General features: G+C 61.4%; 23 protein-coding genes, 1 tRNA gene and 1 pseudogene. 20 read left to right on the forward strand and 5 right to left on the reverse strand.

Annotation, left to right across the window (positions count from 1 at the left end; all coding sequences use genetic code 11):
- Window positions 1-19: 19 nt before the first annotated feature.
- The 12 genes from ABSE61_RS25550 to ABSE61_RS25605 all read left to right on the forward strand — a co-directional run bounded on the left by ABSE61_RS25550 (window position 20) and on the right by ABSE61_RS25605 (window position 11825).
- A complete protein-coding gene (locus ABSE61_RS25550; protein WP_423873925.1) occupies window positions 20-241 on the forward strand; it encodes a hypothetical protein in 222 nt (73 codons plus the stop codon).
- A gap of 267 nt (window positions 242-508) precedes the next feature.
- The gene (locus tag ABSE61_RS25555; protein ID WP_423873926.1) at window positions 509-1030 is read left to right on the forward strand and encodes a hypothetical protein; all 522 of its coding nucleotides are present in this window, start codon (window positions 509-511) and stop codon (window positions 1028-1030) included.
- 107 nt (window positions 1031-1137) lie between these two features.
- Window positions 1138-2394 carry a L,D-transpeptidase family protein gene (locus tag ABSE61_RS25560; RefSeq protein ID WP_423873927.1) on the forward strand — a complete coding sequence of 419 codons (1257 nt, stop codon included), beginning with the start codon at window positions 1138-1140 and terminating at the stop codon, window positions 2392-2394.
- 756 nt (window positions 2395-3150) lie between these two features.
- Complete coding sequence (locus tag ABSE61_RS25565) at window positions 3151-3360, forward strand: MJ0042-type zinc finger domain-containing protein (RefSeq protein WP_423873928.1); 210 nt, start codon at window positions 3151-3153, stop codon at window positions 3358-3360.
- 498 nt (window positions 3361-3858) lie between these two features.
- On the forward strand, window positions 3859-5169 hold the full coding sequence (gene glyA, locus ABSE61_RS25570; protein ID WP_423873929.1) for a serine hydroxymethyltransferase: 1311 nt from the start codon (window positions 3859-3861) through the stop codon (window positions 5167-5169).
- A 12-nt stretch (window positions 5170-5181) separates the two neighbouring features.
- Complete coding sequence (gene nrdR / locus ABSE61_RS25575; RefSeq protein WP_423873930.1) at window positions 5182-5664, forward strand: transcriptional regulator NrdR; 483 nt, start codon at window positions 5182-5184, stop codon at window positions 5662-5664.
- A complete protein-coding gene (gene ribD / locus ABSE61_RS25580) occupies window positions 5661-6806 on the forward strand; it encodes a bifunctional diaminohydroxyphosphoribosylaminopyrimidine deaminase/5-amino-6-(5-phosphoribosylamino)uracil reductase RibD (protein WP_423873931.1) in 1146 nt (381 codons plus the stop codon). The genes nrdR and ribD overlap by 4 nt, the downstream gene beginning before the upstream one ends.
- A complete protein-coding gene (locus tag ABSE61_RS25585; RefSeq protein WP_423873932.1) occupies window positions 6807-7415 on the forward strand; it encodes a riboflavin synthase in 609 nt (202 codons plus the stop codon). It begins immediately after the preceding gene.
- Window positions 7416-7484: 69 nt separating this feature from the next.
- Window positions 7485-7982 (forward strand): 6,7-dimethyl-8-ribityllumazine synthase, encoded by a 498-nt coding sequence (ribH, locus tag ABSE61_RS25590; RefSeq protein WP_423873933.1) that lies wholly within the window; start codon window positions 7485-7487, stop codon window positions 7980-7982.
- Complete coding sequence (nusB, locus tag ABSE61_RS25595) at window positions 7979-8491, forward strand: transcription antitermination factor NusB (RefSeq protein ID WP_423873934.1); 513 nt, start codon at window positions 7979-7981, stop codon at window positions 8489-8491. The genes ribH and nusB overlap by 4 nt, the downstream gene beginning before the upstream one ends.
- A 1-nt stretch (window position 8492) precedes the next feature.
- Entirely contained in the window at window positions 8493-9494 is a 1002-nt protein-coding gene (gene thiL, locus ABSE61_RS25600; RefSeq protein WP_423873935.1) for a thiamine-phosphate kinase, read from the forward strand.
- Window positions 9495-9704: 210 nt separating this feature from the next.
- Window positions 9705-11825 (forward strand): sodium-translocating pyrophosphatase, encoded by a 2121-nt coding sequence (locus tag ABSE61_RS25605; protein WP_423873936.1) that lies wholly within the window; start codon window positions 9705-9707, stop codon window positions 11823-11825.
- A 128-nt stretch (window positions 11826-11953) separates the two neighbouring features.
- On the opposite strand, the gene ABSE61_RS25610 is transcribed toward ABSE61_RS25605, so the two are convergent.
- A complete protein-coding gene (locus tag ABSE61_RS25610) occupies window positions 11954-12436 on the reverse strand; it encodes an outer membrane protein assembly factor BamE (protein WP_423873937.1) in 483 nt (160 codons plus the stop codon).
- A 107-nt stretch (window positions 12437-12543) separates the two neighbouring features.
- On the opposite strand from ABSE61_RS25610, the gene ABSE61_RS25615 reads away from it, so the two are divergent.
- From ABSE61_RS25615 to ABSE61_RS25645, 7 genes and pseudogenes are all read left to right on the forward strand, one after another.
- On the forward strand, window positions 12544-13125 hold the full coding sequence (locus ABSE61_RS25615; protein WP_423873938.1) for a ubiquinol-cytochrome C chaperone family protein: 582 nt from the start codon (window positions 12544-12546) through the stop codon (window positions 13123-13125).
- Window positions 13112-13705: a YceD family protein gene (locus tag ABSE61_RS25620; RefSeq protein ID WP_423873939.1), complete on the forward strand. Its 594-nt coding sequence runs from the start codon at window positions 13112-13114 to the stop codon at window positions 13703-13705. Before ABSE61_RS25615 ends, ABSE61_RS25620 begins: the two co-directional genes overlap by 14 nt.
- 433 nt (window positions 13706-14138) lie before the next feature.
- Window positions 14139-15202, forward strand: a pseudogene (gene plsX / locus ABSE61_RS25625) (phosphate acyltransferase PlsX).
- Complete coding sequence (locus ABSE61_RS25630) at window positions 15199-16176, forward strand: beta-ketoacyl-ACP synthase III (RefSeq protein ID WP_423873940.1); 978 nt, start codon at window positions 15199-15201, stop codon at window positions 16174-16176. Before plsX ends, ABSE61_RS25630 begins: the two are co-directional and overlap by 4 nt.
- 132 nt (window positions 16177-16308) lie before the next feature.
- Window positions 16309-16638, forward strand: coding sequence for an integration host factor subunit alpha (locus tag ABSE61_RS25635; RefSeq protein ID WP_423873941.1), 330 nt, complete (start codon window positions 16309-16311; stop codon window positions 16636-16638).
- Between the two features lie 44 nt (window positions 16639-16682).
- Window positions 16683-17252, forward strand: coding sequence for a MerR family transcriptional regulator (locus ABSE61_RS25640; protein WP_423873942.1), 570 nt, complete (start codon window positions 16683-16685; stop codon window positions 17250-17252).
- Window positions 17253-17399: 147 nt separating this feature from the next.
- Window positions 17400-17477: transfer RNA gene (locus tag ABSE61_RS25645), tRNA-Pro, on the forward strand.
- 139 nt (window positions 17478-17616) lie between these two features.
- On the opposite strand, the gene ABSE61_RS25650 is transcribed toward ABSE61_RS25645, so the two are convergent.
- Both ABSE61_RS25650 and ABSE61_RS25655 read right to left on the reverse strand, forming a co-directional pair.
- On the reverse strand, window positions 17617-17802 hold the full coding sequence (locus tag ABSE61_RS25650) for a hypothetical protein (protein WP_423873943.1): 186 nt from the start codon (window positions 17800-17802) through the stop codon (window positions 17617-17619).
- A gap of 264 nt (window positions 17803-18066) precedes the next feature.
- Window positions 18067-18456 carry a hypothetical protein gene (locus tag ABSE61_RS25655; RefSeq protein ID WP_423873944.1) on the reverse strand — a complete coding sequence of 130 codons (390 nt, stop codon included), beginning with the start codon at window positions 18454-18456 and terminating at the stop codon, window positions 18067-18069.
- 292 nt (window positions 18457-18748) lie between these two features.
- Here ABSE61_RS25655 and ABSE61_RS25660 point away from each other — a divergent pair, with 292 nt between their 5' ends.
- Window positions 18749-19144, forward strand: coding sequence for a YodC family protein (locus ABSE61_RS25660; RefSeq protein ID WP_423873945.1), 396 nt, complete (start codon window positions 18749-18751; stop codon window positions 19142-19144).
- A 21-nt stretch (window positions 19145-19165) separates the two neighbouring features.
- Here the strand turns inward: ABSE61_RS25660 and ABSE61_RS25665 are convergent, their stop codons facing one another.
- Both ABSE61_RS25665 and ABSE61_RS25670 read right to left on the reverse strand, forming a co-directional pair.
- Entirely contained in the window at window positions 19166-19327 is a 162-nt protein-coding gene (locus ABSE61_RS25665; RefSeq protein WP_423873946.1) for a hypothetical protein, read from the reverse strand.
- Window positions 19328-19613: 286 nt separating this feature from the next.
- Window positions 19614-21347: a methyl-accepting chemotaxis protein gene (locus ABSE61_RS25670; RefSeq protein ID WP_423873947.1), complete on the reverse strand. Its 1734-nt coding sequence runs from the start codon at window positions 21345-21347 to the stop codon at window positions 19614-19616.
- Window positions 21348-21557 lie beyond the last annotated feature (210 nt).

Below are 21557 nucleotides of genomic sequence, written 5' to 3' on the forward strand. Positions count from 1 at the left end.
TCTGAACTACGAGGAATTCATGGAAGCCGCCATCGATCGTATCATGATGACCTATGATCTTCTGCTGAACCGTTCGGCCGCCGCCAGCGCCGAAGCGCGCACCAAAGTGACCCAATATGTCACGACCCTGTTTGAGGCCGGCGAGAAAGACATGCACCGCCTGACGGTATGCGGGCTGACTTATCTGCGCGAACTCGATGGATCGAGCGATCCCGTCAAGGCCGGCTATACCGGGCTATAAGCCTTAAACTCCTGGTTTCCAAAGGCTCAGGTAAAAACATCCCTCGCTCGGACAACCGTCCGGGCGAGGTTGTTTGACTGCGCCCTTAAAATTGCCGAATTAGGCATTATCGCCTGTCATCCCATCCGGAAGATCGAAGATTCGGCGCGATCCCGGCGATATGACGGTGCATCGAAGGGCTAAGGAGTTTTTTGTGGATCAACCATTGAGGCGCTCGGTCGGGAAGGGCGGCGTTGGCCGGCTTGCAAACTGATGCCATCGCCTTGCATGAATCATCGGCGCCTGTTGGGTCTGTTGTCCTTGTTTGTTGTTGCGGGCTGTTCGCAGCCGAGCTTTCTGACCTCGTTTGCCGATCAACCGCCGCCGACCAAAGAGCGGATCAATCCCGGCACCGCGCCGCCCGACCGCTGGGAGCCGGCGCCGGACCCCGTGGATGACGAAGTGATGCCGGGCACCGAGCGCATTTCGCAATTGCCGGGCAAGGTCGGCGAGTGCGCCGAGACGACGATCACTTCCATCACGGACCGGTATGGCGACGATCTGAGTGCGCGCGCCAAGAAGGGCGCCGATCCCGGCACCATCGTCAGGTTCTCCAATTCGGGCGTTCAGGTCTCGCTCAAGCGGGAGAACTCCATCGTCCACTCCCAGGTCTTCGACAAGGTCAACATGTGCCTGGTCGAGGTCCCCAAGGAATGTCCCAAGGACCTTCGCGGCCGGGTCTACCGGACGATGAATCTGAGGACCAAGGAGACCTGGAGCCTCGCCAACGACATCAAGAGCTGCGGCTGAGCGCAGTTAGCTTTCCCGCCTTTCACGTATTTGCGATTGAAGGAATTTGCGCCCTTATCGCTGCGGGCCGGGTTTGCTATTAACAGCGCCTGGGACTTGAAGAAGCCATGAGCGCGATCACCCGACGATCCTTCCTCACAACCGCCGCCACCGGGCTTGCGGCAAGCGCGCTTGCGCGCGGCGCGCGGGCGGCTGAAGGGCAAACCTCCGATCAGATGCTCGATGAGCTGATGCGGGAAAACCAGGAGAACGGGCTCGGCAGCGGCTTCGATAACTCGTCGCGCAACGTCCGCCTGCCGAAGAAGTCGTTGCCGACGCTGTCGCCCTCGACCGCGGAAACCACACAGACCTCGATCGCGCAATACGAGGCCATCGTCGCCAAGGGTGGATGGCCCGACGTGCCGGCTTCGGCCGATGGCTTGCGCGTCGGCGCCAAGGGGCCGGCCGTACCCGCCTTGCGCCGGCGGCTGTCGATTGCGGGCGACCTGGAGCTTAATTCAGGTGACCCGCAGGTGTTCGATTCCTATGTCGATGCGGCCGTGCATCGCTTTCAGGTGCGCCACGGGCTGCATCCGGACGGCGTCGTGCATGAGGCCACCTTGCATGCGCTCAACGTTTCGGCCGATCGAAGGCTCGCGCAGTTGCGCACCAACGCGGTCAGGCTGAAAGCGCTCACCGGCAATCTCGGCAACCGCATCGTGGTCGCCAATATTCCTGCCGCCCAGATCGAGGCGATCGAAAATGGCGTGGCGATAACGCGTCACACGGCGGTTGCCGGCAAGCCGGACCGGCCGTCGCCGGATCTCCGCACCAAGATCACGCAGATCAATTTCAACCCGTTCTGGACCGTGCCGGTATCGATCATCCGCAAGGATCTGATTCCAAAGATGCAGGCGGAGCCGGACTATCTCACGCGCAATCACATCCGCATCTTCGATCCGAAGAACAACGAGCTCCAGCCGTCGCAGATCGACTGGTATTCGACCGAAGCGGTCAATTACAAATTCAAGCAGGACGCCGGCGATTTCAATTCGCTCGGATCGCTGAAGATCAATTTCCCGAGTCCCGACGGCGTCTACATGCACGACACGCCGTCGAAGAACCTGTTCGGCGAGGATTTCCGGTTTGCGTCCTCAGGCTGCATGCGCGTGCAGAATGTGCGCGAGCTCGTCTACTGGATTCTGTCGGAAACGCCGGGCTGGTCGAAGACCGAGATCGACGAGGTGATCAAGTCCGGCGAGCGCAAGGACGCCAAGGTGGCAAAGCCATTGCCGCTTTACTGGGTCTACGTCACGGCGTGGGCAACGCCAGACGGCGTCGTGCAATTCCGCGACGACATCTACAACCGCGACGGCGTGAGTTGAGCCGACGCGGCTCGCCGGTGTGGACTATCATGCACGGATCGGCGCGGTCGAGGCCGGCCTGGGGCTGACGTCGATTCCTGCGAGCAGATTGCCGCGCACTTTCGTTTGCGCTGAGGAAAGCCATCTACCGGCGCTCCCGTCGGTCAAGGTATTGCTGTGCGCACACCCTAACAGACCTGGCGAGGCCCCGGCCGGTGCCGAGGTGGCGCTAGTTGCCGAAGACGTACCGAAGGCCTTCGCTGCGGCTATAGCAGGCGGCGCGGTCGCTTATGTTGAGCCCATAACGAAGCCGTGGGGACAAATTGTTTCCTACGTGCGCGACCTTAACGGCTTTTTGGTCGAGATTTGCAGCCAGGTTGGCTGACGCATTGTCTGTCGAAAGGTGCACGCAAACCTCGCGCATGTCGCCTCTTGTCGCTGGATGTCGATGTCCGCGGCGACCAGCCCCCGGGGTCAAAAGAAACCGGGCCGTTTCTGGAGACGGCGACAGGCGGTCAGCCGACGACCGACACCCACGTTCCGGCGCCAGCCAAACCCAACACAACGATCAGGAAGAGGGTCGTCTCGGTCAGGTTCATCGTCCAGGCATTTGGCAGCATGTGGATAACTCCAGGCCAGCGGCACAAATCTCACGAATCCCCAGGGCATTATCGTAGTCAACTTGTTTGACGGGGCTGTGAATAATTTATGTATGGCGAACTCGCCAGCGCGACTTTACGATCTCCTCCGGCGGTTGAAGATGAGGGTTTCTCGGTCATGCGAACGTCCGATGTGATCTGCCCGAAGTGCCACGCCGGCTATCGACGCATCGAACTGATGTCGAGCCCGGGCGAGAGCGGCGAGTTTCGTTGCTTGAGTTGCAATCATTTGCTCGAAGTCTTTGACGGCTCGCGCGAGGTCGCGATGCGCCTAACGGTTCAGCCTAGCCTGACACGGAAGAACGCGGACAGGCGCCTTCCGCATTGACGTCAGGGCTGGCTTACGGCGACGGCGACTTCCTCAGCTCAAATCTGATGTCGACAGAGTCCGCCGCAACATCAGTGGCGGCGAAGCTTCGAGCGGCGATAGCGATCAACAGCGACAAGATTGCGAGGACTAACGCGCCCGCACTTGTCGCTACGTAATGTTTCGGCGCTTCGTACATTGACCGCTCTTCCAGTCAGTAAATCTGGCATCACCGAGTCGTGGGGCGAGTTCGTGGCGGTCGGGCGGCGATCTGGGGGCACCCGTCTTCCGGGTTTGGCGCATTTCAGACTTGTCGCGATGTCCGACTCGAGTGTGCGCCGTGGAAAGGCGGCGCTTTCCAGTGGGTGTATCCCCACCATATCTTGCATAAATATCAGGCGCCTACCGCAAGCGCTTGGCCATGACCGGGCAATGTGGTATTCCGCGATACCCTTTCGACCGCCATAATTGACCGACCGTGACGCTCTATCTGGTTGCGGCGGTGGAGATATTTCGCTCATGAGCTCTTCGCCCCTAAGCGCCAAGACCACTTCCGCACCCGACTCGTTCTTCACCGCTACCCTGACCGAGGCAGATCCGGACATTGCAGCCGCCATTCGCGGCGAACTCGGCCGCCAGCGCCACGAGATCGAGCTGATCGCGTCGGAAAACATCGTCAGCCGCGCCGTGCTGGAAGCTCAGGGCTCGGTGCTCACCAACAAATATGCGGAAGGCTATCCGGGCAACCGCTATTATGGCGGCTGCGAATGGGTGGACGTGGTGGAGACGCTCGCGATCGAGCGCGCGAAAAAGCTGTTCGGCGCCAGCTTCGCCAACGTGCAGGCCAATTCCGGCAGTCAGATGAATCAGGCGGTGTTCCTGGCGCTGTTGCAGCCCGGCGATACCTTCATGGGCCTCGATCTCGCCGCCGGCGGACATTTGACCCACGGCTCTCCGGTCAACATGTCCGGCAAGTGGTTCAAGGCCTCGCATTACACCGTGCGCCGCGACGACCATCTCATCGATATGGATGAGGTCGCCAAACAAGCCGAGCAGGTGAAGCCCAAGCTGATCATCGCCGGCGGCTCGGCCTATTCGCGGCCCTGGGACTTCAAGCGGTTTCGCGAAATCGCAGACCATGTCGGCGCTTATCTCCTGGTCGACATGGCGCATTTCGCCGGGCTGGTGGCCGGCGGCGTTCATGCCTCGCCGGTGCCGTACGCGCACGTGACGACCACCACCACTCACAAATCGTTGCGCGGTCCGCGCGGCGGCCTGATCCTGTGCAATGACGAGGCGCTCGCCAAGAAATTCAACTCGGCGATTTTCCCCGGGCTGCAGGGCGGCCCGTTGATGCATGTGATCGCGGCGAAGGCGGTTGCCTTTGCCGAAGCGCTGCGCCCGGATTTCAAGATCTACGCCAAAAACGTCGTCGAAAACGCCAAGGCGCTGGCGGAGTCGTTGCGCGCCGAGGGTCTCGATATCGTCTCCGGCGGCACCGACAACCATCTGATGCTGGTTGATCTCAGGCCCAAAGGCCTGAAAGGCAACATCTCGGAAAAGGCGTTGGTGCGGGCTGCCATCACCTGCAACAAGAACGGCATTCCCTTCGATCCGGAAAAGCCGTTCGTCACTTCGGGCCTTCGTCTCGGCACACCGGCTGCGACCACGCGCGGCTTCGGGGTTGCCGAATTCAAGCAGGTCGGCAGCATGATCGCCGAGGTGTTGAATGCGGTCGCTCAATCCAAGGACGGCTCCGCGCCGCTCGTGGAAGCGGCGATGAAGGAACGGGTCAAGGCGCTCACCGATCGCTTCCCGATTTACAATTAAGGTCTCTTCCGCATGCGTTGCCCAAGCTGCAACAGTCTCGATACGCAGGTGAAGGACTCCCGTCCGACGGAAGATTCCGCCGTGATCCGGCGCAGGCGCGTATGTATCGCCTGCAATTTCCGCTTCACCACGTTCGAACGCGTGCAGCTTCGCGAATTGACCGTCATCAAGCGCAATGGCCGCCGGGTGCCGTTCGACCGCGACAAGCTGGTGCGGTCGCTGCAAATCTCCTTGCGCAAGCGCCCGGTGGATCCGGAGCGGGTGGAAAAGATGGTTTCCACCATCGTGCGCGAACTCGAGAGTGGCGGGGAAGCGGAAGTTTCGTCGGAGGCGATCGGCGAGATCGTGATGGAGCATCTGCGCCAGCTCGACGACGTCGCCTATGTGCGCTTTGCCTCGGTCTACCGCAATTTCCGCGAGGCCAAGGACTTTGAGGCGGTGCTCGGCGAACTCTCCGGCGACGACGACGCGCGGGTCGCCTTGTTACGCAAATGATCTTCCCCGGCGCGGAAGAGCATTCGGGGCAAAGCAATACGGAATCGAAAGCGGCCGACCGGCGCTTCATGGCGCTGGCGCTGGCGCTGGGCCGGCGCGGCTTGGGACGCACGCATCCCAATCCCGCGGTCGGCGCCGTGGTGGTCAAGGACGGCGTGATCATCGGCCGGGGCTGGACGCAGCCAGGCGGCCGTCCGCACGCCGAGCCGGTGGCGCTGGCACAGGCAGGGAACGCGGCGCGCGGCGCCACGCTTTATGTAACGCTCGAGCCCTGTTCGCACATCGGCAAGTCGCCGCCATGCGCCGACGCGGTGATCGCTGCATGCATCAAACGTGTGGTGTCGGCAATCGAGGATCCCAATCCCGAAGTGGCGGGGCAGGGCCATGCGAAGTTGCGGAATGCCGGGATAGAGGTCGATGTCGGGCTTGAGGCGGCAGAGGCGGCGCGCGCCCATGCCGGACATTTCCGGCGTGTCCGCGACCAGCGTCCGCACGTGATCCTGAAGCTTGCTGTCTCTACCGACGACAAGATCGCGGCTAGCGGCCACCAACCGGTAGCGATTTCGGGCGAACTCGCCAAAGCGCGCATGCATCTGTTGCGGGCGCAATGCGACGCCATCCTGGTCGGAATCGGCACCGTGCTCTCGGACGATCCCTTGCTCAACTGTCGCCTGCCTGGCATGGAAGCGCGCTCACCGGTGCGGGTGGTACTGGACCGCTCACTGCGAATGCCGGGCACAAGCCGCCTGATCCATTCGGCGCGCACTACACCGCTCTGGGTGGTGACGTCGCATTTGGCGGAGGCGCCCGCGGCCGCGATGCTGGGGGCTGCCGGCGCGCAAGTCATCCGCATGGCGTCGACGCCGAGCGGGCTGGACCTGCCTTCGGTGTTGCACGCGCTGTCGGAGCGGGGCATCACCCGGCTTCTGGTCGAAGGCGGCGCACGCGTGGCGTCGTCTTTCGTCGCGGCAGGCCTGGTCGACGAATTTTGGTTGCTGCGAGGGAGGGAGGCGATCGGCGCCGACGGCGTGGTGGCTTTGGATGCATTGCCGCTGAGCGCAATTACCCAGTCGTCGGCTTTTCGCGCTCATGGTAGCGAAAGCCTCGGTACCGACACTCTTACCGTTTACGAGCACTCCTGAATGTTTACCGGCATTGTCAGCGATATCGGCGAAATCGAAAGCCTCAAGCCCGTCGCGCAGGGGCAGTTGCACCGGCTGCGTATCGCCTGCGGCTACGATCGTGCTGGCATCGCCGACGGCGCCTCGATCGCTTGCAACGGCGTCTGCCTGACAGTTGTCGCTTCGGGTGTTGCCGACGGCAAGACCTGGTTCGACGTCGATGCGGCTGCCGAGACGCTTTCGCTGACCACGGCAAAGCATTGGGCTGTCGGCACCAGACTCAATCTGGAACGGGCGCTGAAGATCGGCGACGAACTCGGCGGCCATATCGTCGCTGGTCACGCGGATGGCATAGCTGTGATCCTCGGCCGCGAGGACCTGCCCGACATGGCGCGGTTCGAACTCAATACCACGCGGGAACTGGCGCGCTTCGTCGCCCCGAAAGGCTCGATCACGCTGGATGGCGTCTCGCTCACCGTCAATACGGTCAAGGATACGGCCTTTTCCGTACTGATCATCCCTCACACGCTCAATGTCACGACCTTGTCGTCCTGGCGCGCGGGCAGTGAGGTCAATATCGAGGTCGATTTGATGGCGCGCTATGCGGCGCGGTTGACGGAAATGAAGTGAGGCGCGGTCTTGGCTTTACGCATGACTGCGCCTAAAAGCGGCTCAATTCCTTTCTGATTGGCAAGACACATGGCAGATGCGCGGCGCGCACCGTTGAAAGACCCGACAGACATTTCCGGCGCGCGGGCGCTGATTGTCGAGGCGCGTTTCTATGACGACATTCAGGATGCGCTGCTGGAAGGCGCGGTCACCGAGCTGAAGGCGGCCGGCGTCAGCCACGATATCATCACGGTTCCTGGCGCGCTTGAAATTCCAGCCGCGATCGCGATTGCACTCGATGCCGCCGAAAAGACGGGCAAGCCTTACGATGCTGCCATCGCGCTGGGTTGCGTCATCCGCGGCGACACCATCCATTTCGAGATCGTCTCAACTGAGTCTTCGCGCGCGTTGATGGACTTGGCGGTGTCGAAAAAATTCCCGCTCGGCAACGGAATTTTGACCGTCAACACCGAAGCGCAAGCCTGGGCGAGAGCGCGCGTCTCCGAACTCAACAAGGGCGGCGATGCCGCGCGCGCGGCGCTCGCGATGCTGCGGATCAAGCGCCGGCTTAGTCAGCAAAGATCATGAGCGACGACAAGAACCAGACCCGAAAGCCCGCGAAAGGGCCCGAGCGCAAGGCCAACCGGCGCGGCGCGGCAAGGCTTGCGGCGGTGCAGGCGCTCTATCAGATGGATATTGCGGGTGCGGGCATCAACGACATATTCGCGGAGTTCGAAAGCCATTGGCTCGGCAGCGAGGTCGAAGGCGACAAATACCTGCCGGCGGAAGCCGCGTTCTTCCGCGACGTGGTATCGGGCGTGGTGCGTGATCAGGCCAAGCTCGACCCCCTGATCGACGAGGCGCTGTCGAAAGGCTGGCCGCTGAAACGAATCGATGCGATCCTGCGCGCCGTGATGCGCGCCGGTGCCTATGAGCTGGAACACCGCAAGGACGTGCCCGGCCGTGTCGTGGTGTCGGAGTATGTCGATGTCGCGCACGCCTTTGTCGAGGCGGAGGAGACCGGCATGGTGAATGCGGTTCTCGATCAGATCGCGCGCCAGTTCCGCGCCAACGAATTCGCGCGGGCCGGTGGCTGAGATGACCGCTCCCGGTGCGCCAGCATCCGGCGAGGATTCCCTGATCGCGCGCTACTTCATGCCGCTGGCGACCGATCCGGGCGCGTTCGGGCTAAGCGACGATGCGGCTGTTCTGAAAGCACTTGGCCAAGACATCATCGTCACGACCGATGCCATCGTCGAAGGCGTCCATTTCCTGTCCGACGATCCGCCGCAAACCATCGCCAAGAAAGCCTTGCGGGTGAATTTGTCAGATCTCGCGGCCAAAGGCGCGACGCCAGCCGGCTTTGTGCTGACGCTGGCGCTGCGCAAGGTCGACGCGAGCTGGCTTGCCGCCTTCGCACGCGGATTAAGCGAGGATACGAGCGCGTTCACTTGCCCGCTTCTCGGCGGCGACACGGTATCGACGCCGGGACCGCTGATGGTTTCGATCACCGCATTCGGCCGCGTCCCCGAAGGGATGATGATCCATCGAAGCGGCGCCAGGCCCGGCGATCATGTCGTGGTCACCGGGACGATCGGCGACGCCGCGCTCGGTCTCGACATTCTTCGCAAGGGCAAGGTAGCGACGGCGCTTGCGAACGACACCATCTCGCGCGACATGCTGGTCGGCCGCTATCGTGTGCCGGAACCGCGCAACGCGCTGGCCCAGGCGATCCGTGCCCACGCCCATGCGGCCATGGATGTGTCGGATGGGCTGGCTGGCGATCTCGCCAAGCTGTGCGCGGCGTCCACCGTGTCGGCCACCGTTGAGCTTGCGACCATTCCGCTGTCGAAGGGCGCGTCCACAGCGCTCGCAGCGGGGGCGGCCAGCCTAAGTGAGATCGTGTCGGGCGGTGACGACTACGAAATTCTGTGCACGGTTGCCCCGGACGCCCTCAAACCATTCGCCGAAGCCGCCAGTGGTGCGGGGGTCGCCATCAACCAGATCGGGACCGTTGTCGCGGGCAAAGCCGCTCCGAAATTTCTGGACGCAAAGGGTGCGGAACTGGCGTTAACGCGCAGGTCCTACAGCCATTTCTAGGATTTTGGTGGAAATTGCCACCTTCGGCGCAAATACCTTTCGAAATCGACGGTTTTCTCAGCCCCCGGCGTTGCGCCCGGGATGCGATTTTGGCATGGTCCCGGCCGATTTCAGGCCCCCCTTTTGGGCAGGGCGGGCCTGCTTTTTGTGCGCCGGTCAATTTTCTCGGCCGTGGCGCGGGGACATTCCTAGAGATCTGAGGCAAGTTCAATGACAGCATTATGGTTGATCGTGCTCTGCGGCGTGCTTTCCATCGTCTACGCCATCTGGGCGACCGTATCGGTTATGAAAGCCGATGCCGGCAATCCGCGCATGCAGGAGATTGCGGCCGCGGTACGTGAAGGCGCGCAGGCCTATCTGCGGCGCCAGTACGCTACGATCGCCGTCGTCGGCGTCGTGATCTTCGCGCTGCTCGCTTATTTTCTCGGCATCCTGGTTGCGATCGGCTTTGCGATCGGCGCGATCCTGTCGGGTGCAGCCGGCTTCATCGGCATGAATGTGTCGGTCCGCGCCAACGTCCGCACCGCGCAGGCGGCCACCACCTCGCTTGCCGGCGGCCTCGAACTCGCCTTCAAGGCGGGCGCCATCACTGGCATGTTGGTCGCGGGTCTCGCGCTGCTCGGCGTCACGCTTTACTTCGGCTTCCTGACCTTTTCGCTGAATCTGGCGCCTGACAGCCGCACCGTCATCGATGCCATGGTCGCGCTCGGCTTCGGCGCTTCGCTGATCTCGATCTTCGCCCGTCTCGGCGGCGGCATCTTCACCAAAGGCGCCGATGTCGGCGGTGACCTCGTCGGCAAGGTCGAGGCCGGCATCCCCGAGGACGATCCGCGAAACCCGGCCACCATCGCCGATAATGTCGGTGACAATGTCGGCGACTGCGCGGGCATGGCGGCCGACCTGTTCGAGACTTATGCGGTGACGGCGGTGGCCACCATGGTGCTGGCGGCGATCTTCTTTGCGAAGACGCCGATCCTCGCCAATATGATGACGCTGCCGCTCGCCATCGGCGGCATCTGCATCATCACCTCCATCATCGGCACCTTCTTCGTCAAGCTCGGCGCCAGCCAATCGATCATGGGCGCGCTCTACAAGGGCCTCATCGCGACCGGCATCCTGTCGCTCGGTGGCGTTGCCGTTGTGATCTACGCGCTGATCGGCTTCGGCAAGCTCGCCGGTGTGGACTTTACCGGCATGGCGTTGTTCGAGTGCGGCGTCGTCGGTCTGGTCGTGACCGGGCTGATCATCTGGATCACCGAGTACTACACCGGCACCGACTTTCGTCCCGTGAAGTCGATTGCGGCAGCCTCGGTTACGGGCCACGGCACCAACGTGATCCAGGGCCTGGCGATCTCGATGGAATCAACCGCGTTGCCCGCCATCGTCATCATCGCCGGTATTCTCGTCACCTACAGCCTTGCCGGCCTGTTCGGCATCGCGATTGCGACTACGACGATGCTTGCTCTCGCGGGCATGATCGTTGCGCTCGATGCTTTCGGTCCGGTCACCGACAATGCCGGCGGCATCGCGGAAATGGCTGGGCTACCGAAGGAAGTGCGCAAGTCCACCGACGCGCTCGACGCCGTCGGCAACACCACCAAGGCTGTCACCAAGGGCTATGCGATCGGCTCGGCGGGTCTCGGCGCGCTGGTGTTGTTCGCGGCTTATAACCAGGACTTGAAGTTCTTCATCGCCGACGCCGCGCAGCACCCTTATTTCAAGGGTGTCAATCCGGACTTCTCGCTCAACAACCCGTACGTCGTCGTAGGCCTCCTGTTCGGTGGTTTGCTGCCGTATCTGTTCGGCGCGATGGGCATGACGGCCGTCGGCCGCGCGGCGGGCGCGATCGTCGAAGAAGTGCGCCGACAGTTCCGCGAAAAGCCCGGCATCATGCAGGGCACCGACAAGCCGGACTACGGCAAGGCCGTCGACCTCCTGACCAAGGCCGCGATCAAGGAAATGATCATTCCGTCGTTGCTGCCGGTGCTGTCGCCGATCGTGGTCTACTTCCTGATCTATGCGATCGCGGGCGGCGGCGCGGCCGGCAAGTCGGCGGCGTTCTCGGCCGTAGGCGCGATGCTGCTGGGCGTGATCGTTACCGGCCTGTTCGTGGCGATCTCGATGACCTCAGGCGGCGGCGCCTGGGATAACGCCAAGAAGTACATCGAAGACGGTCACTATGGCGGCAAGGGGTCGGATGCCCACAAGGCGGCGGTGACCGGCGACACCGTCGGCGATCCCTACAAGGATACGGCGGGTCCCGCGGTCAACCCGATGATCAAGATCACCAATATCGTGGCGCTGCTGCTGCTGGCGATCCTGGCTCATTGATCTCAGCGCATTGAGGCATAACGCGTGAATGCGAAAACCCCGCGGGCTTTTGGCCTGCGGGGTTTTTGATTCAAGGCGACGAAACTGCCGCTTTGGTTCGAATGCCGGCGAAGGGCTAATTGCCGTCTCTAATTGCTGCCTTGGCCGATATTGAGCGCCTTGAACAGCGGGGCGACGTAGTTGATTTCCTGGCCCGAGGTCGGCGTGGTGCGGCTGATGAAGTCGAAAATCATGCCGTCCTTCATTCCATAGTTGGCGAGGCGCCGCACCTGGCGGTTCTTGTCGAAGTAGACCGCGATCACGCGCTGATCGACGATGCGATCGCTCATGAAAGCGATCGGGCGTTCGCTGCGCTGGGAAATATAGTAGAAGACTTCGCCGTTAAGCGTGGCAACGGTGGAGGGGGTTCCCATCACGATCAGCACCTGATCCTGGCTCGCACCGATCGGAATTTGTTCAAGCGCCCCCGGCGGCAGGATATAGCCCTTCTGGAACTGCTCGCCGCAGCCGCCCATGACGGCGCACAGCAAGACAACCACCGCAGTGGTCCGCAAGCCCCGCCATCGCGCCGTCAACCCGCGCGTCGTGTCTGTCAGATTGGACTTGATCATTCCGGAAAGCGTCCCATCCCCTTGCGTCGCGCAAGACCTTGACGTACCCGGCAGGGCGCTTGCTTGCAACAAACGCGGGCCTTTAGGGCTCGCAAACGGAACCCGCGATGCTTTGGCCATTCAATCACTTCGGCAAACCTCGGGCGTCGCTGCGCGGCACCATTGAGACCATCTATGGCATGATCGTGACGCAGACACGAGAACCGTTGTTTTACCGGGACTTGGGCGTGCCCGATACCGTTAATGGCCGTTTCGACCTTCTAGTGCTGCATATGTGGATGGTCTTGCGGCGATTTCGTTTAGCCCAAAATGTGGCAAATGCCCCGCAGGTCCTTTTTGATCGATTCTGCGAGGATATGGACGCCAATTTGAGGGAAATGGGTGTCGGTGACCTCACCGTGCCCAAGCGCATGCAGGCGTTTGGCGAGGCGTTTTACGGCCGCGCCGCAGCCTATGATGCTGCGTTTGCCGCGGGCGTCGACGTTCCCGCCTATGCCTTGCGAAAAAATATCCTGAACGGCGAGGACATGGAAAATGCGCGCCGGCTTGCTACGTATGCGCAAGCCGTGATGGCCGATCTGGACGGCCTTGACGACGCCGCCTTCCTGGCCGCCGAATGGAGCTTTGCCGCCCCGGCCGAAGCGGACGATCCCAATTCGGAGGGGGCGATAGCCGATGAAATCAGCTGATCCCTGGCGCTTCCCCATTGTCGTGGCGCAAATCCCGGACACAGGACTGCATCGCGCGTTCGAGGCCAGCGATGCAACCCGCGCTGCGATGGCCGACCTCGCTGATTTGCGTGAGGTCACGTCGGCGAGCGCTTCGTTCGACCTGACGCCCAAGAGCGGCGGGCGTGTGCATGTCACGGGCGAAGTGCGCGCGCGGATCGGGCAGACCTGCGTGGTGACGCTTGATCCGATCGAGAACGAGATCAACGAGACGGTCGACCTGATGTTTGCACCTTCGGAGCAAATTCGCAGCCTATCGGCTTTGGTCGATGAGGCTGCCCAAAGCGAAGATGAAGAAGTCCCCGATCCGCCGGAACCGATCATCGATGGCGTGATCGATCTCGGCCGGCTCGCCACCGATGCCCTGTTCCTCGCGATCGACCCTTATCCACGCCGGCCCGACGCGACGTTTGATCTGCCTGCGGAGATCATGGATCCCGCCGATCACCCGTTTGCGGCGCTGAAGGCGCTGCAATCGGACGGCAAGCCTTCTCCCGCCAAAAAGCGTCCCGGGACATCCGGGGACGATGGGGATCTGTAAGCGACCGCGCGGGAGGTCGCGTTAGGCCAGCTTCTTGGAATTACGCATTAAGTAATTGAAAGAACTAACATTCACTTCCAATCTCGATTGCGCTGCGAGATAACTTGAGCCGCAAAAGTCGGTGGTCAAGAGGTTGTGTCGGTATGGAGAAACGCTATTGTCGCGGCCCGGCTTGGCGCGGTGCCGTGCCTTGCCCCATCGCCACAACCCGTGGCGATTGCCGCGGCCGGCAGTTCTAGTGCGGCGAATTCGGAGTTCCTATCGGTGTTGCGGCAAGTTCGTTATAGGAACTCCAAATTCAGGGCCGCACTAGACTCAATGAGTTGCTAGAGCTCCTTCAATTCCGAAGTTCGCATCAGAGGTTGCTGCGATATCATGCAAACTTCGGAATCGGAGCTCTAGTCCGAAAAGAGGTCAGGTTTCCGGGACGTTCATGCCTCAAAAGGTTCGAATAGCGCTTGACGCCATGGGGGGTGACGTCGGGCCGTCAGTCGTTATTCCCGGCGCCGCGGTTTCATCGACCCGACACCCCGACGCCGAGTTTCTCCTGTTCGGAGAGCGCGGAGCAATCGATGCGCAACTGGCGAAGTACCCCGCATTGAAGGCGGTCTCGTCGGTCATCCATACCGACGTCGCCGTCAGTATGCATGACAAGCCAAGCCAGGCTTTGCGGCGCGGCCGCAAGACCTCGTCGATGTGGCTTGCGATCGAAGCCGTGAAAAAAGGTGAGGCGGATGTCGCGGTATCGGCCGGCAATACCGGCGCGCTGATGGCCATGGCACGGTTCTGCCTGCGGACGCTCCCCGGCGTCGACAGCCCGGCGATCGCGGCGGTATGGCCAACGGTGCGCGGCGATTCCGTCGTGCTCGACCTCGGCGCCACAATCGGTGGCGACGCGCAGCACCTGGTGACGCTGGCGCTGCTCGGCAGCGCCATGGCGAGCGTCTTGTTCGACCTGACAAGGCCAACGGTTGGCCTGCTCAATATCGGGGTCGAGGAGATCAAGGGCCGCGAGGAAATCCGCGAGGCCGCGGAACTGCTGCGCGAAATGAACCTGCCTCAGCTTGAATATGTCGGGTTTGTCGAAGGCGACGGCATCGGACGCGGTGCAGCGGACGTGATTGTGGCAGAAGGTTTCAGCGGCAACATCGCCCTGAAGGCCGCCGAGGGCACAGCGCGCCAGATCAGCGAGTTTCTGCGTGAGGCGCTGTCGCGCCGCTTTCTTTCCAGGATCGGCTACTTATTGGCGCGCCCTGCGTTCAAGGCGCTGCGTGACAAGCTCGACCCGAATAAGTCCAATGGCGGCGTCCTGCTCGGCCTGAACGGCGTGGTGGTCAAAAGCCACGGCGGAACCGACGCCGATGGCTTTGCCTATGCCGTCGATGTTGGCTATGAGATGGCCCGGTACGATCTCCTCAACAAGATCAATCAAATGCTTAAACGCAACGGTGGCGCGTGCTAGCCCAAGGGCCTGCCACCCAGGAGGCTACCTGGTGACTGCAATACGCTCGGTCGTGCTCGGCTGCGGCTCTTATCTGCCGCGGCGGATTTTGACCAATGCCGAATTGGCAACACAGATCGAGACCTCCGACGAATGGATCGTGCAACGCACCGGGATCCGCCAACGCCATATTGCCGCGGATGGCGAGTTCACCTCGCATCTGGCGATCAATGCCGCGCGGGCGGCGCTGGACCATGCCGGCATCGATGCGCAATCGATCGACCTGATCGTGCTGGCGACCTCGACGCCCGACAACACCTTCCCGGCGACGGCGGTTGCGGTTCAGAACGGGCTCGGCATCCACCACGGCGCAGCCTTCGATCTGCAGGCGGTGTGTTCGGGGTTCGTCTTCGCGCTCGCCACGGCCGATAATTTCCTGCGCAGCGGGGCGTTCAAACGGGCGCTCGTGATCGGTGCGGAGACGTTTTCGCGTATTCTGGACTGGAACGATCGCGGCACCTGCGTGCTGTTCGGCGACGGCGCCGGCGCGGTGGTGCTGGACGCCCAGCCCAAGCCGGGCCTGTCCTCCGACCGCGGCATCCTGACGACCCATCTGCGGTCGGATGGCCGGCACAAGTCGAAATTATATGTCGATGGCGGTCCGTCCTCGACCCAGACCGTGGGTTATCTCCGGATGGAAGGGCGCGAGGTCTTCAAGCACGCAGTCGGCATGATCACCGACGTGATCGTCGATGCTTTTGAGGCGACCGGCATGACCGCCGATGACATCGACTGGTTCGTCCCCCATCAGGCCAACAAGCGAATCATCGATGCCTCGGCGCACAAATTGCACATTGCACCGCAGAAGGTGGTGCTCACGGTCGACCGCCACGGCAATACGTCGGCGGCGTCGATCCCGCTGGCGCTGGCGGTCGCGGTTGCCGATGGCCGCATCAAGCAAGGCGATATGGTCCTGCTGGAGGCCATGGGAGGCGGGTTTACCTGGGGATCGGTGTTGATACGTTGGTAATCGACGGGTAAATTAATCCCGACGTTTTGCGCTTTTCTTTCATGTTATCGGAGCAGGACGGCTGTTGACCGTCCGCATTTAAGCTCATAATTTCAGTAGCGAATATCTTGTTCGCCGAGAGTGGGGCAGGCGATGACCGGAACCGGAAAAACTGTCACGCGGGTTGATCTGTGCGAGGCCGTCTACCAGAAGGTAGGACTGTCGCGAACGGAATCATCCGCGTTTGTCGAATTGGTATTGAAAGAGATTACCGATTGCCTCGAGAAGGGCGAGACGGTGAAGCTTTCGTCCTTTGGCTCGTTCATGGTGCGCAAGAAGGGCCAGCGGATCGGACGCAATCCGAAGACCGGAACCGAGGTGCCGATCTCGCCGCGCCGTGTCATGGTGTTCAAGCCGTCGGCGATTCTCAAGCAGCGCATCAACGGTCACGGCGGCGGGAACAACGGCGCCAAGCCAGCGTAGAGCCGCGGTTGTTCAGCCAGCGCGAGGGATAGAGGAGCGAGCATTTGGACAAGGCGCCGGATGCCTTCCGAACCATCAGCGAGGTCGCCGACGATCTCGACATTCCGCAACACGTGTTGCGGTTCTGGGAAACACGATTCTCCCAGATCAAGCCGATGAAGCGAAGCGGCGGACGCCGATACTATCGGCCCGACGATGTCGATCTGCTGCGGGGCATCCGCCGTCTGCTCTACGGCGAAGGCTATACCATCCGCGGTGTGCAGCGCATCCTGAAGGAGCACGGCATCGCTTCGGTGCAGCGGCTCGCAGATGCATCTGCGGTTGCCTCCTTCGGTGCGATCGAGGAGGTCGTGGGCCAGAGCATCCTGGAGCAGGATGACGACGGGATCCCGCCGATCGACCTCGATGACGACGACTACGACAGCGCCGGGGAAAGCGGGGTTCCTCGGCTTGCCGAGCGCAGCCGCCGCGCAGATGTCGAAAGTTTCGACGAGGATGAGATTCCGGGGGTCGCCGATCTTTCGCCCGTGGTCGATCTGGCGCGCCTGAGAGGGGTGCTTGACGACCTGATCGCGTGCCGCCGGATGCTCGACGCCGCGCTCAAGGACGGCTGAAGGCAATTGAGGCCAGATCCGAGGCGATCGGCCTAGGATGCTGATCTATTGGAGGCTGATCTCTTGCTGCCGGTCCCTTGGCAAATGGCCCATGAGGCGGGTTGTCCGCCTTGCGCGCCAGCCTGATCGAAGCTAAGGGAACGGCATCGGAGCGTGGCGCAGCCCGGTTAGCGCACTAGTCTGGGAGACTAGGGGTCGGAGGTTCAAATCCTCTCGCTCCGACCATTTATCACCTTAAATCGATGATCTTGGCGGCGCGGGAATTCCTGCCGGAAGTATCGGCACCATGGTTTCCCCTGGTGAGGGCGGCAGCCTTTACCGACGAGAATTGGGCCGACGAGAACTGGAAGTCGCTACGAAATTGCTACTTGGCGTAACCCTGAGAGCGAAGCCACGCGATCTTGCGTTCCCCGTTCATCCACTCATCGATCTCGGCCTTGCTCGTGAAACCGGTGATTTCTCTTGGTTCCAGGCCAGGGTATTCCGCGATGATTTTCCAATCATCTTCGGCGTTGCGCTTTGGGCGAAAGGTTACTTTTGTTTTTGCCATGGAGCCTTATGCACGATCAGTACGCAAAAAGAAAAGCCCCGTGGGGGACGGGGCCTTTCTATCGGGTGAACATTCTTGGGGGACTGTTCGGCTTGACAACTCGGTCATCGGTCAATGGTTCCATGGGTTGCAGGCCGCAAGCACAACGGGTATCGCGTCGGTGTCGCGACAGAAATTACTCCTGGCGGGAATCCTCTGGACCGCCGGACATCGATGAGACTCAGCCGTCTATTCGCGCGATCAAGTTCCGGCCGACAGCATGACTCAAACGCCGCCGGGCGCCACGTAGCAATAAACGTAATCACCTCTGCTCAAAAAGATGATGCCGTGACCGGTCGGATTGGACTGGTCGTATTTCAATTTGTGGTTCGGCACGACGATCTTGGTTCCGACATCGATGTGCTTGCGACGCAACGGTATGTCGGGTCGGGTGTCCGTGATGATCGCGACATATTTGTCACCATCGACTTCGAACGAATCCGCCCAATAAGCATCCGCTTCGCCACAACATGACACAGCGGGATTATCCGGCTGCATCAATGCTTGGTACCATTGCCGGACCTCCGGGTCTGTTGCTTCCCACTGCCCGAGATCACGGGCATTCGCTACGCCAATCAGAAAACCGAACGCTGTACAAAGGACGAGGCGTCGCATGCCGCACTCCTGAGTTTTTTCAGCCAGTTCGTTTAAAGCAATGTTCGTGCCGCGAATCAGTCGATGGTGATAGTGTATGTTAAAAATATGAGACGCGTGGGCGACTGTTTATTTGCAGTTATGCGTGTTGCTTTGTGATCACGCTGCCTGCATCGGTTTAAGGCGCGTGCGTGATGCCGCAAGCGTGTTCATTGCGATCAGATGCGGCGGTGATGACGGTCCGGCGATTTGATATCTTCGTTGCAAAGGCGCAACACGATTCTTTTTTCGCGCTTACGGTGGGCTTTCGAAGATGACCGTTTTAAAGCCGGGCGACCTTGTCATCTTGAAATCCGGCGGCCCGGTCATGACGGTCGATACGGTCAACACCGATATCTTCGACGACGACAAGATCACGGGCATATTGTGCGCGTGGTTTGTCGGCAGCAAACTGGAGCGAGCGCGTTTCGATCCGGACGCGATTGCCGCGGCGCCGTCGCGGGAGGCTGCTGTCGAGAAGGCCGAAACGCCGCCCGCTGAGGCGATAGGAGAATACAAGACGGTTCTTGACGAAATGGCCGCGGCGATGAACGACGCCGCCGAGGGGCACGGCGATGCATCCCGAGTGTCTGTCGAACGGTCAAAGCCGGCATCTACCAGGAAATACCCGGCCGATGCGGCCGCAACGGTATCGAGAAGCGCGAACTGACCGAGTGGCCGCGCTGGTGCTTCAAGGGAACTCTGGCGTTTCCTGCATCAGATAGAGCGCAACGAGGCCGATGGTGACGAGCGTCGAGAAAACCGCGATCGAAAGCGTCCAGTTGACATGCCGTCTCGAATGACGCCTGAGCGTCAGGCGTGCTCCGACGGCTTTGAACCCGATCTTTCGCATGCGGCAATATTCCGTCCCGCGCCGGTAGAGATCGCGCACCAGGCGCTAGCCTAGCACGTTTCGCTGATCCGGTGCACTTGTTGCCGACGTGATGAGCGCGCTTTCCCTAGTGGAGTAGATTTGACATTCGCTACCCATCTGGCCGCGGGTTCGCCAAGCGAATGTCAAATCCTAAACACCACTAAAAATCCATATTTGGTAGTGGTCCTTTGATTCTAACATTCGCAAAAGTAGCCACTGAGACGGGATGCGAATGTTAGAATCGGACCGCTAGCGCAGTCCGACGTCAAGCCGCGCGAACGCTGTCGAGGAATTTTTCGACTTCATCGCGGAGGTGAACGCTCACCTCCGAAAGCCCCTTGGCCGATTGCAGCATCTGGCTCGAAGTCGTCTCGGTCTCGCTCGCCCCCTGGGCGACGCGTTCGATATTTTCGGCGACATCGACCGTGCCGCTGGCAGCCGCCTCGACGCCGTGGGCGATGTTTTTGGTTGCCTCACCCTGGTGCTCGACAGCCGAGGAAATCGCGCCGGTGATTTCGCTGATGCGCTCGATCGTCAGTCCGATTGCCTTGATGGCGTCGACCGACTCTCCCGTGGCCCGCTGCATGTTGACGATATGCGAGGAGATCTCGTCGGTGGCCTTCGCGGTCTGACCCGCGAGAGTTTTGACCTCCTGGGCGACCACCGCGAAACCCCGGCCGGCATCGCCAGCGCGCGCGGCTTCGATCGTCGCGTTGAGGGCAAGCAGGTTGGTCTGCTCCGCAATCGAGGTGATCAGCTTGACTACGTCCCCGATCCGGTCGCCCGCGGCGGAAAGTTCGGCCATGCGCTCGTCGGTGGCCGTGGCCTGCTTGACCGCTTCGGCTGCGACGTTGTTGGAATCCTGGACGCGCCGGCTGATTTCGACGATCGATTGCGACAGTTCGTTTGACGCCTTTGCCGCACTTCGAACGTGTTCGGAGGCCTGCCTGGAAGTGCCGGCCGATTGGCCCGACATTTCTGCGGTGGCGTGCGCGGTCAACGAGAGCTGTTGGGCATCTTTCTCGAAGCGGCCGGACGAGCTCATGACCTGCTCGATAATTCCGCTGATCTTGGTGCGGAAATCCTCGACGAATTGATTGAGTTCTGCCTTGCGCCGTTCACTGGCCGATTTTTCGGCGTTGGCGCGCTCGGCCTCGAGCTGGCGACGCTCGATCCGGTTGTTCTTGAAGATGTCGATGGTTCGCGCGATTACGCCGATCTCGTCGTGGCGGTCGGCGTATTGCACTTCGACGTCGGTCCTGCCTTCGGCCAGCACGGTGAGGGTTTCGGCGACGGCTTTGAGCGGCTTGGTGACGCGGCGGACCAAAAACGCGGTCGCGACGAGGGCGAGCAGGGCGGCGATGCCGGCCGCGATAGCCATGGCATCCATCGCCTGCCACAGCATGCCGTCGAGTTCGGCCATCGCGGTGCCGACATAAATGATGCCGACGACCTTGCCGGCAGGATCGAAAACCGGTTGATACGCCGTGTAGAAGCGGCGGCCGAACAGGACTACCGGGCCTTTATAGACTTCACCGCGACGAAGGATGGCTTGTCCTGGATGGTCTGCCGCGAGCTGCGTTCCGACTGCCCGATCGCCATTTTCTTTCTTGACGTTCGTCGTCCGGCGGAAGAACTGGTTTGCCGCGTCGTCATAGACGAACAGCGTGGCGTTGCCGCCGACGTAAGAGGTTGCCCGATCGACAATCCGATGGTCGGTGAATTCCGGCATGCGCGGCACTTCGACGCGTTCGACAACCCCGTCGCGAATGCTGATCTTGGCGTCCGGATAGGCTTCGCCAAATGCCAGCGCGAGGGTGCGAAGGCTGAGATCGATATCGCGCACGGCGCGGCCGTTAAAGTCGCGCGTAAGCGACCAGTAGCCCGCTCCAACCAGCAGTGCCGCATTGATCGCGATCAATAACGTCGCGCTCAGGGCCGCTTTCGGGCCGAGGTTCAAGCGCCTCAGCCTGAAGGGCATTCCAAATCTGATCGTCATATAAATGCTCCTTAAAGTTCGCCTAACGGTATAGAAACATGTTTAAAATTTGATCATCGTCCCACCGATTGCGTACAATAGTACCGGTGTACCTCTGCCGAATCCTTCTTGCTGAGGCCGCTTCGTCAATGGCGGAGCCAAAGCTGGAACAGGTCTACGGGGCATCCGGTGCGGCGATTGGCGCGGCGTCCGATCCAAAATTTGCCAGAG

Source organism: Bradyrhizobium sp. (genome assembly GCF_049519115.1).
GTDB lineage: Bacteria > Pseudomonadota > Alphaproteobacteria > Rhizobiales > Xanthobacteraceae > Bradyrhizobium.

Bases quoted from the DNA above. Each gene is read 5' to 3' on its own strand.
- ABSE61_RS25655 (WP_423873944.1), bottom strand. From the start codon at position 18,456: ATGCGACGCCTCGTCCTTTGTACAGCGTTCGGTTTTCTGATTGGCGTA.
- ABSE61_RS25665 (WP_423873946.1), bottom strand. From the start codon at position 19,327: ATGCGAAAGATCGGGTTCAAAGCCGTCGGAGCACGCCTGACGCTCAGG.
- ABSE61_RS25610 (WP_423873937.1), bottom strand. From the start codon at position 12,436: ATGATCAAGTCCAATCTGACAGACACGACGCGCGGGTTGACGGCGCGA.
- ABSE61_RS25585 (WP_423873932.1), top strand. From the start codon at position 6,807: ATGTTTACCGGCATTGTCAGCGATATCGGCGAAATCGAAAGCCTCAAG.
- nusB (WP_423873934.1), top strand. From the start codon at position 7,979: ATGAGCGACGACAAGAACCAGACCCGAAAGCCCGCGAAAGGGCCCGAG.
- ABSE61_RS25550 (WP_423873925.1), top strand. From the start codon at position 20: ATGGAAGCCGCCATCGATCGTATCATGATGACCTATGATCTTCTGCTG.
- ABSE61_RS25670 (WP_423873947.1), bottom strand. From the start codon at position 21,347: ATGACGATCAGATTTGGAATGCCCTTCAGGCTGAGGCGCTTGAACCTC.
- ribD (WP_423873931.1), top strand. From the start codon at position 5,661: ATGATCTTCCCCGGCGCGGAAGAGCATTCGGGGCAAAGCAATACGGAA.
- ABSE61_RS25660 (WP_423873945.1), top strand. From the start codon at position 18,749: ATGACCGTTTTAAAGCCGGGCGACCTTGTCATCTTGAAATCCGGCGGC.
- nrdR (WP_423873930.1), top strand. From the start codon at position 5,182: ATGCGTTGCCCAAGCTGCAACAGTCTCGATACGCAGGTGAAGGACTCC.
- ABSE61_RS25615 (WP_423873938.1), top strand. From the start codon at position 12,544: ATGCTTTGGCCATTCAATCACTTCGGCAAACCTCGGGCGTCGCTGCGC.
- ABSE61_RS25635 (WP_423873941.1), top strand. From the start codon at position 16,309: ATGACCGGAACCGGAAAAACTGTCACGCGGGTTGATCTGTGCGAGGCC.
- thiL (WP_423873935.1), top strand. From the start codon at position 8,493: ATGACCGCTCCCGGTGCGCCAGCATCCGGCGAGGATTCCCTGATCGCG.
- ABSE61_RS25605 (WP_423873936.1), top strand. From the start codon at position 9,705: ATGACAGCATTATGGTTGATCGTGCTCTGCGGCGTGCTTTCCATCGTC.
- glyA (WP_423873929.1), top strand. From the start codon at position 3,859: ATGAGCTCTTCGCCCCTAAGCGCCAAGACCACTTCCGCACCCGACTCG.
- ABSE61_RS25650 (WP_423873943.1), bottom strand. From the start codon at position 17,802: ATGGCAAAAACAAAAGTAACCTTTCGCCCAAAGCGCAACGCCGAAGAT.
- ABSE61_RS25620 (WP_423873939.1), top strand. From the start codon at position 13,112: ATGAAATCAGCTGATCCCTGGCGCTTCCCCATTGTCGTGGCGCAAATC.
- ABSE61_RS25555 (WP_423873926.1), top strand. From the start codon at position 509: ATGAATCATCGGCGCCTGTTGGGTCTGTTGTCCTTGTTTGTTGTTGCG.
- ribH (WP_423873933.1), top strand. From the start codon at position 7,485: ATGGCAGATGCGCGGCGCGCACCGTTGAAAGACCCGACAGACATTTCC.
- ABSE61_RS25560 (WP_423873927.1), top strand. From the start codon at position 1,138: ATGAGCGCGATCACCCGACGATCCTTCCTCACAACCGCCGCCACCGGG.
- ABSE61_RS25565 (WP_423873928.1), top strand. From the start codon at position 3,151: ATGCGAACGTCCGATGTGATCTGCCCGAAGTGCCACGCCGGCTATCGA.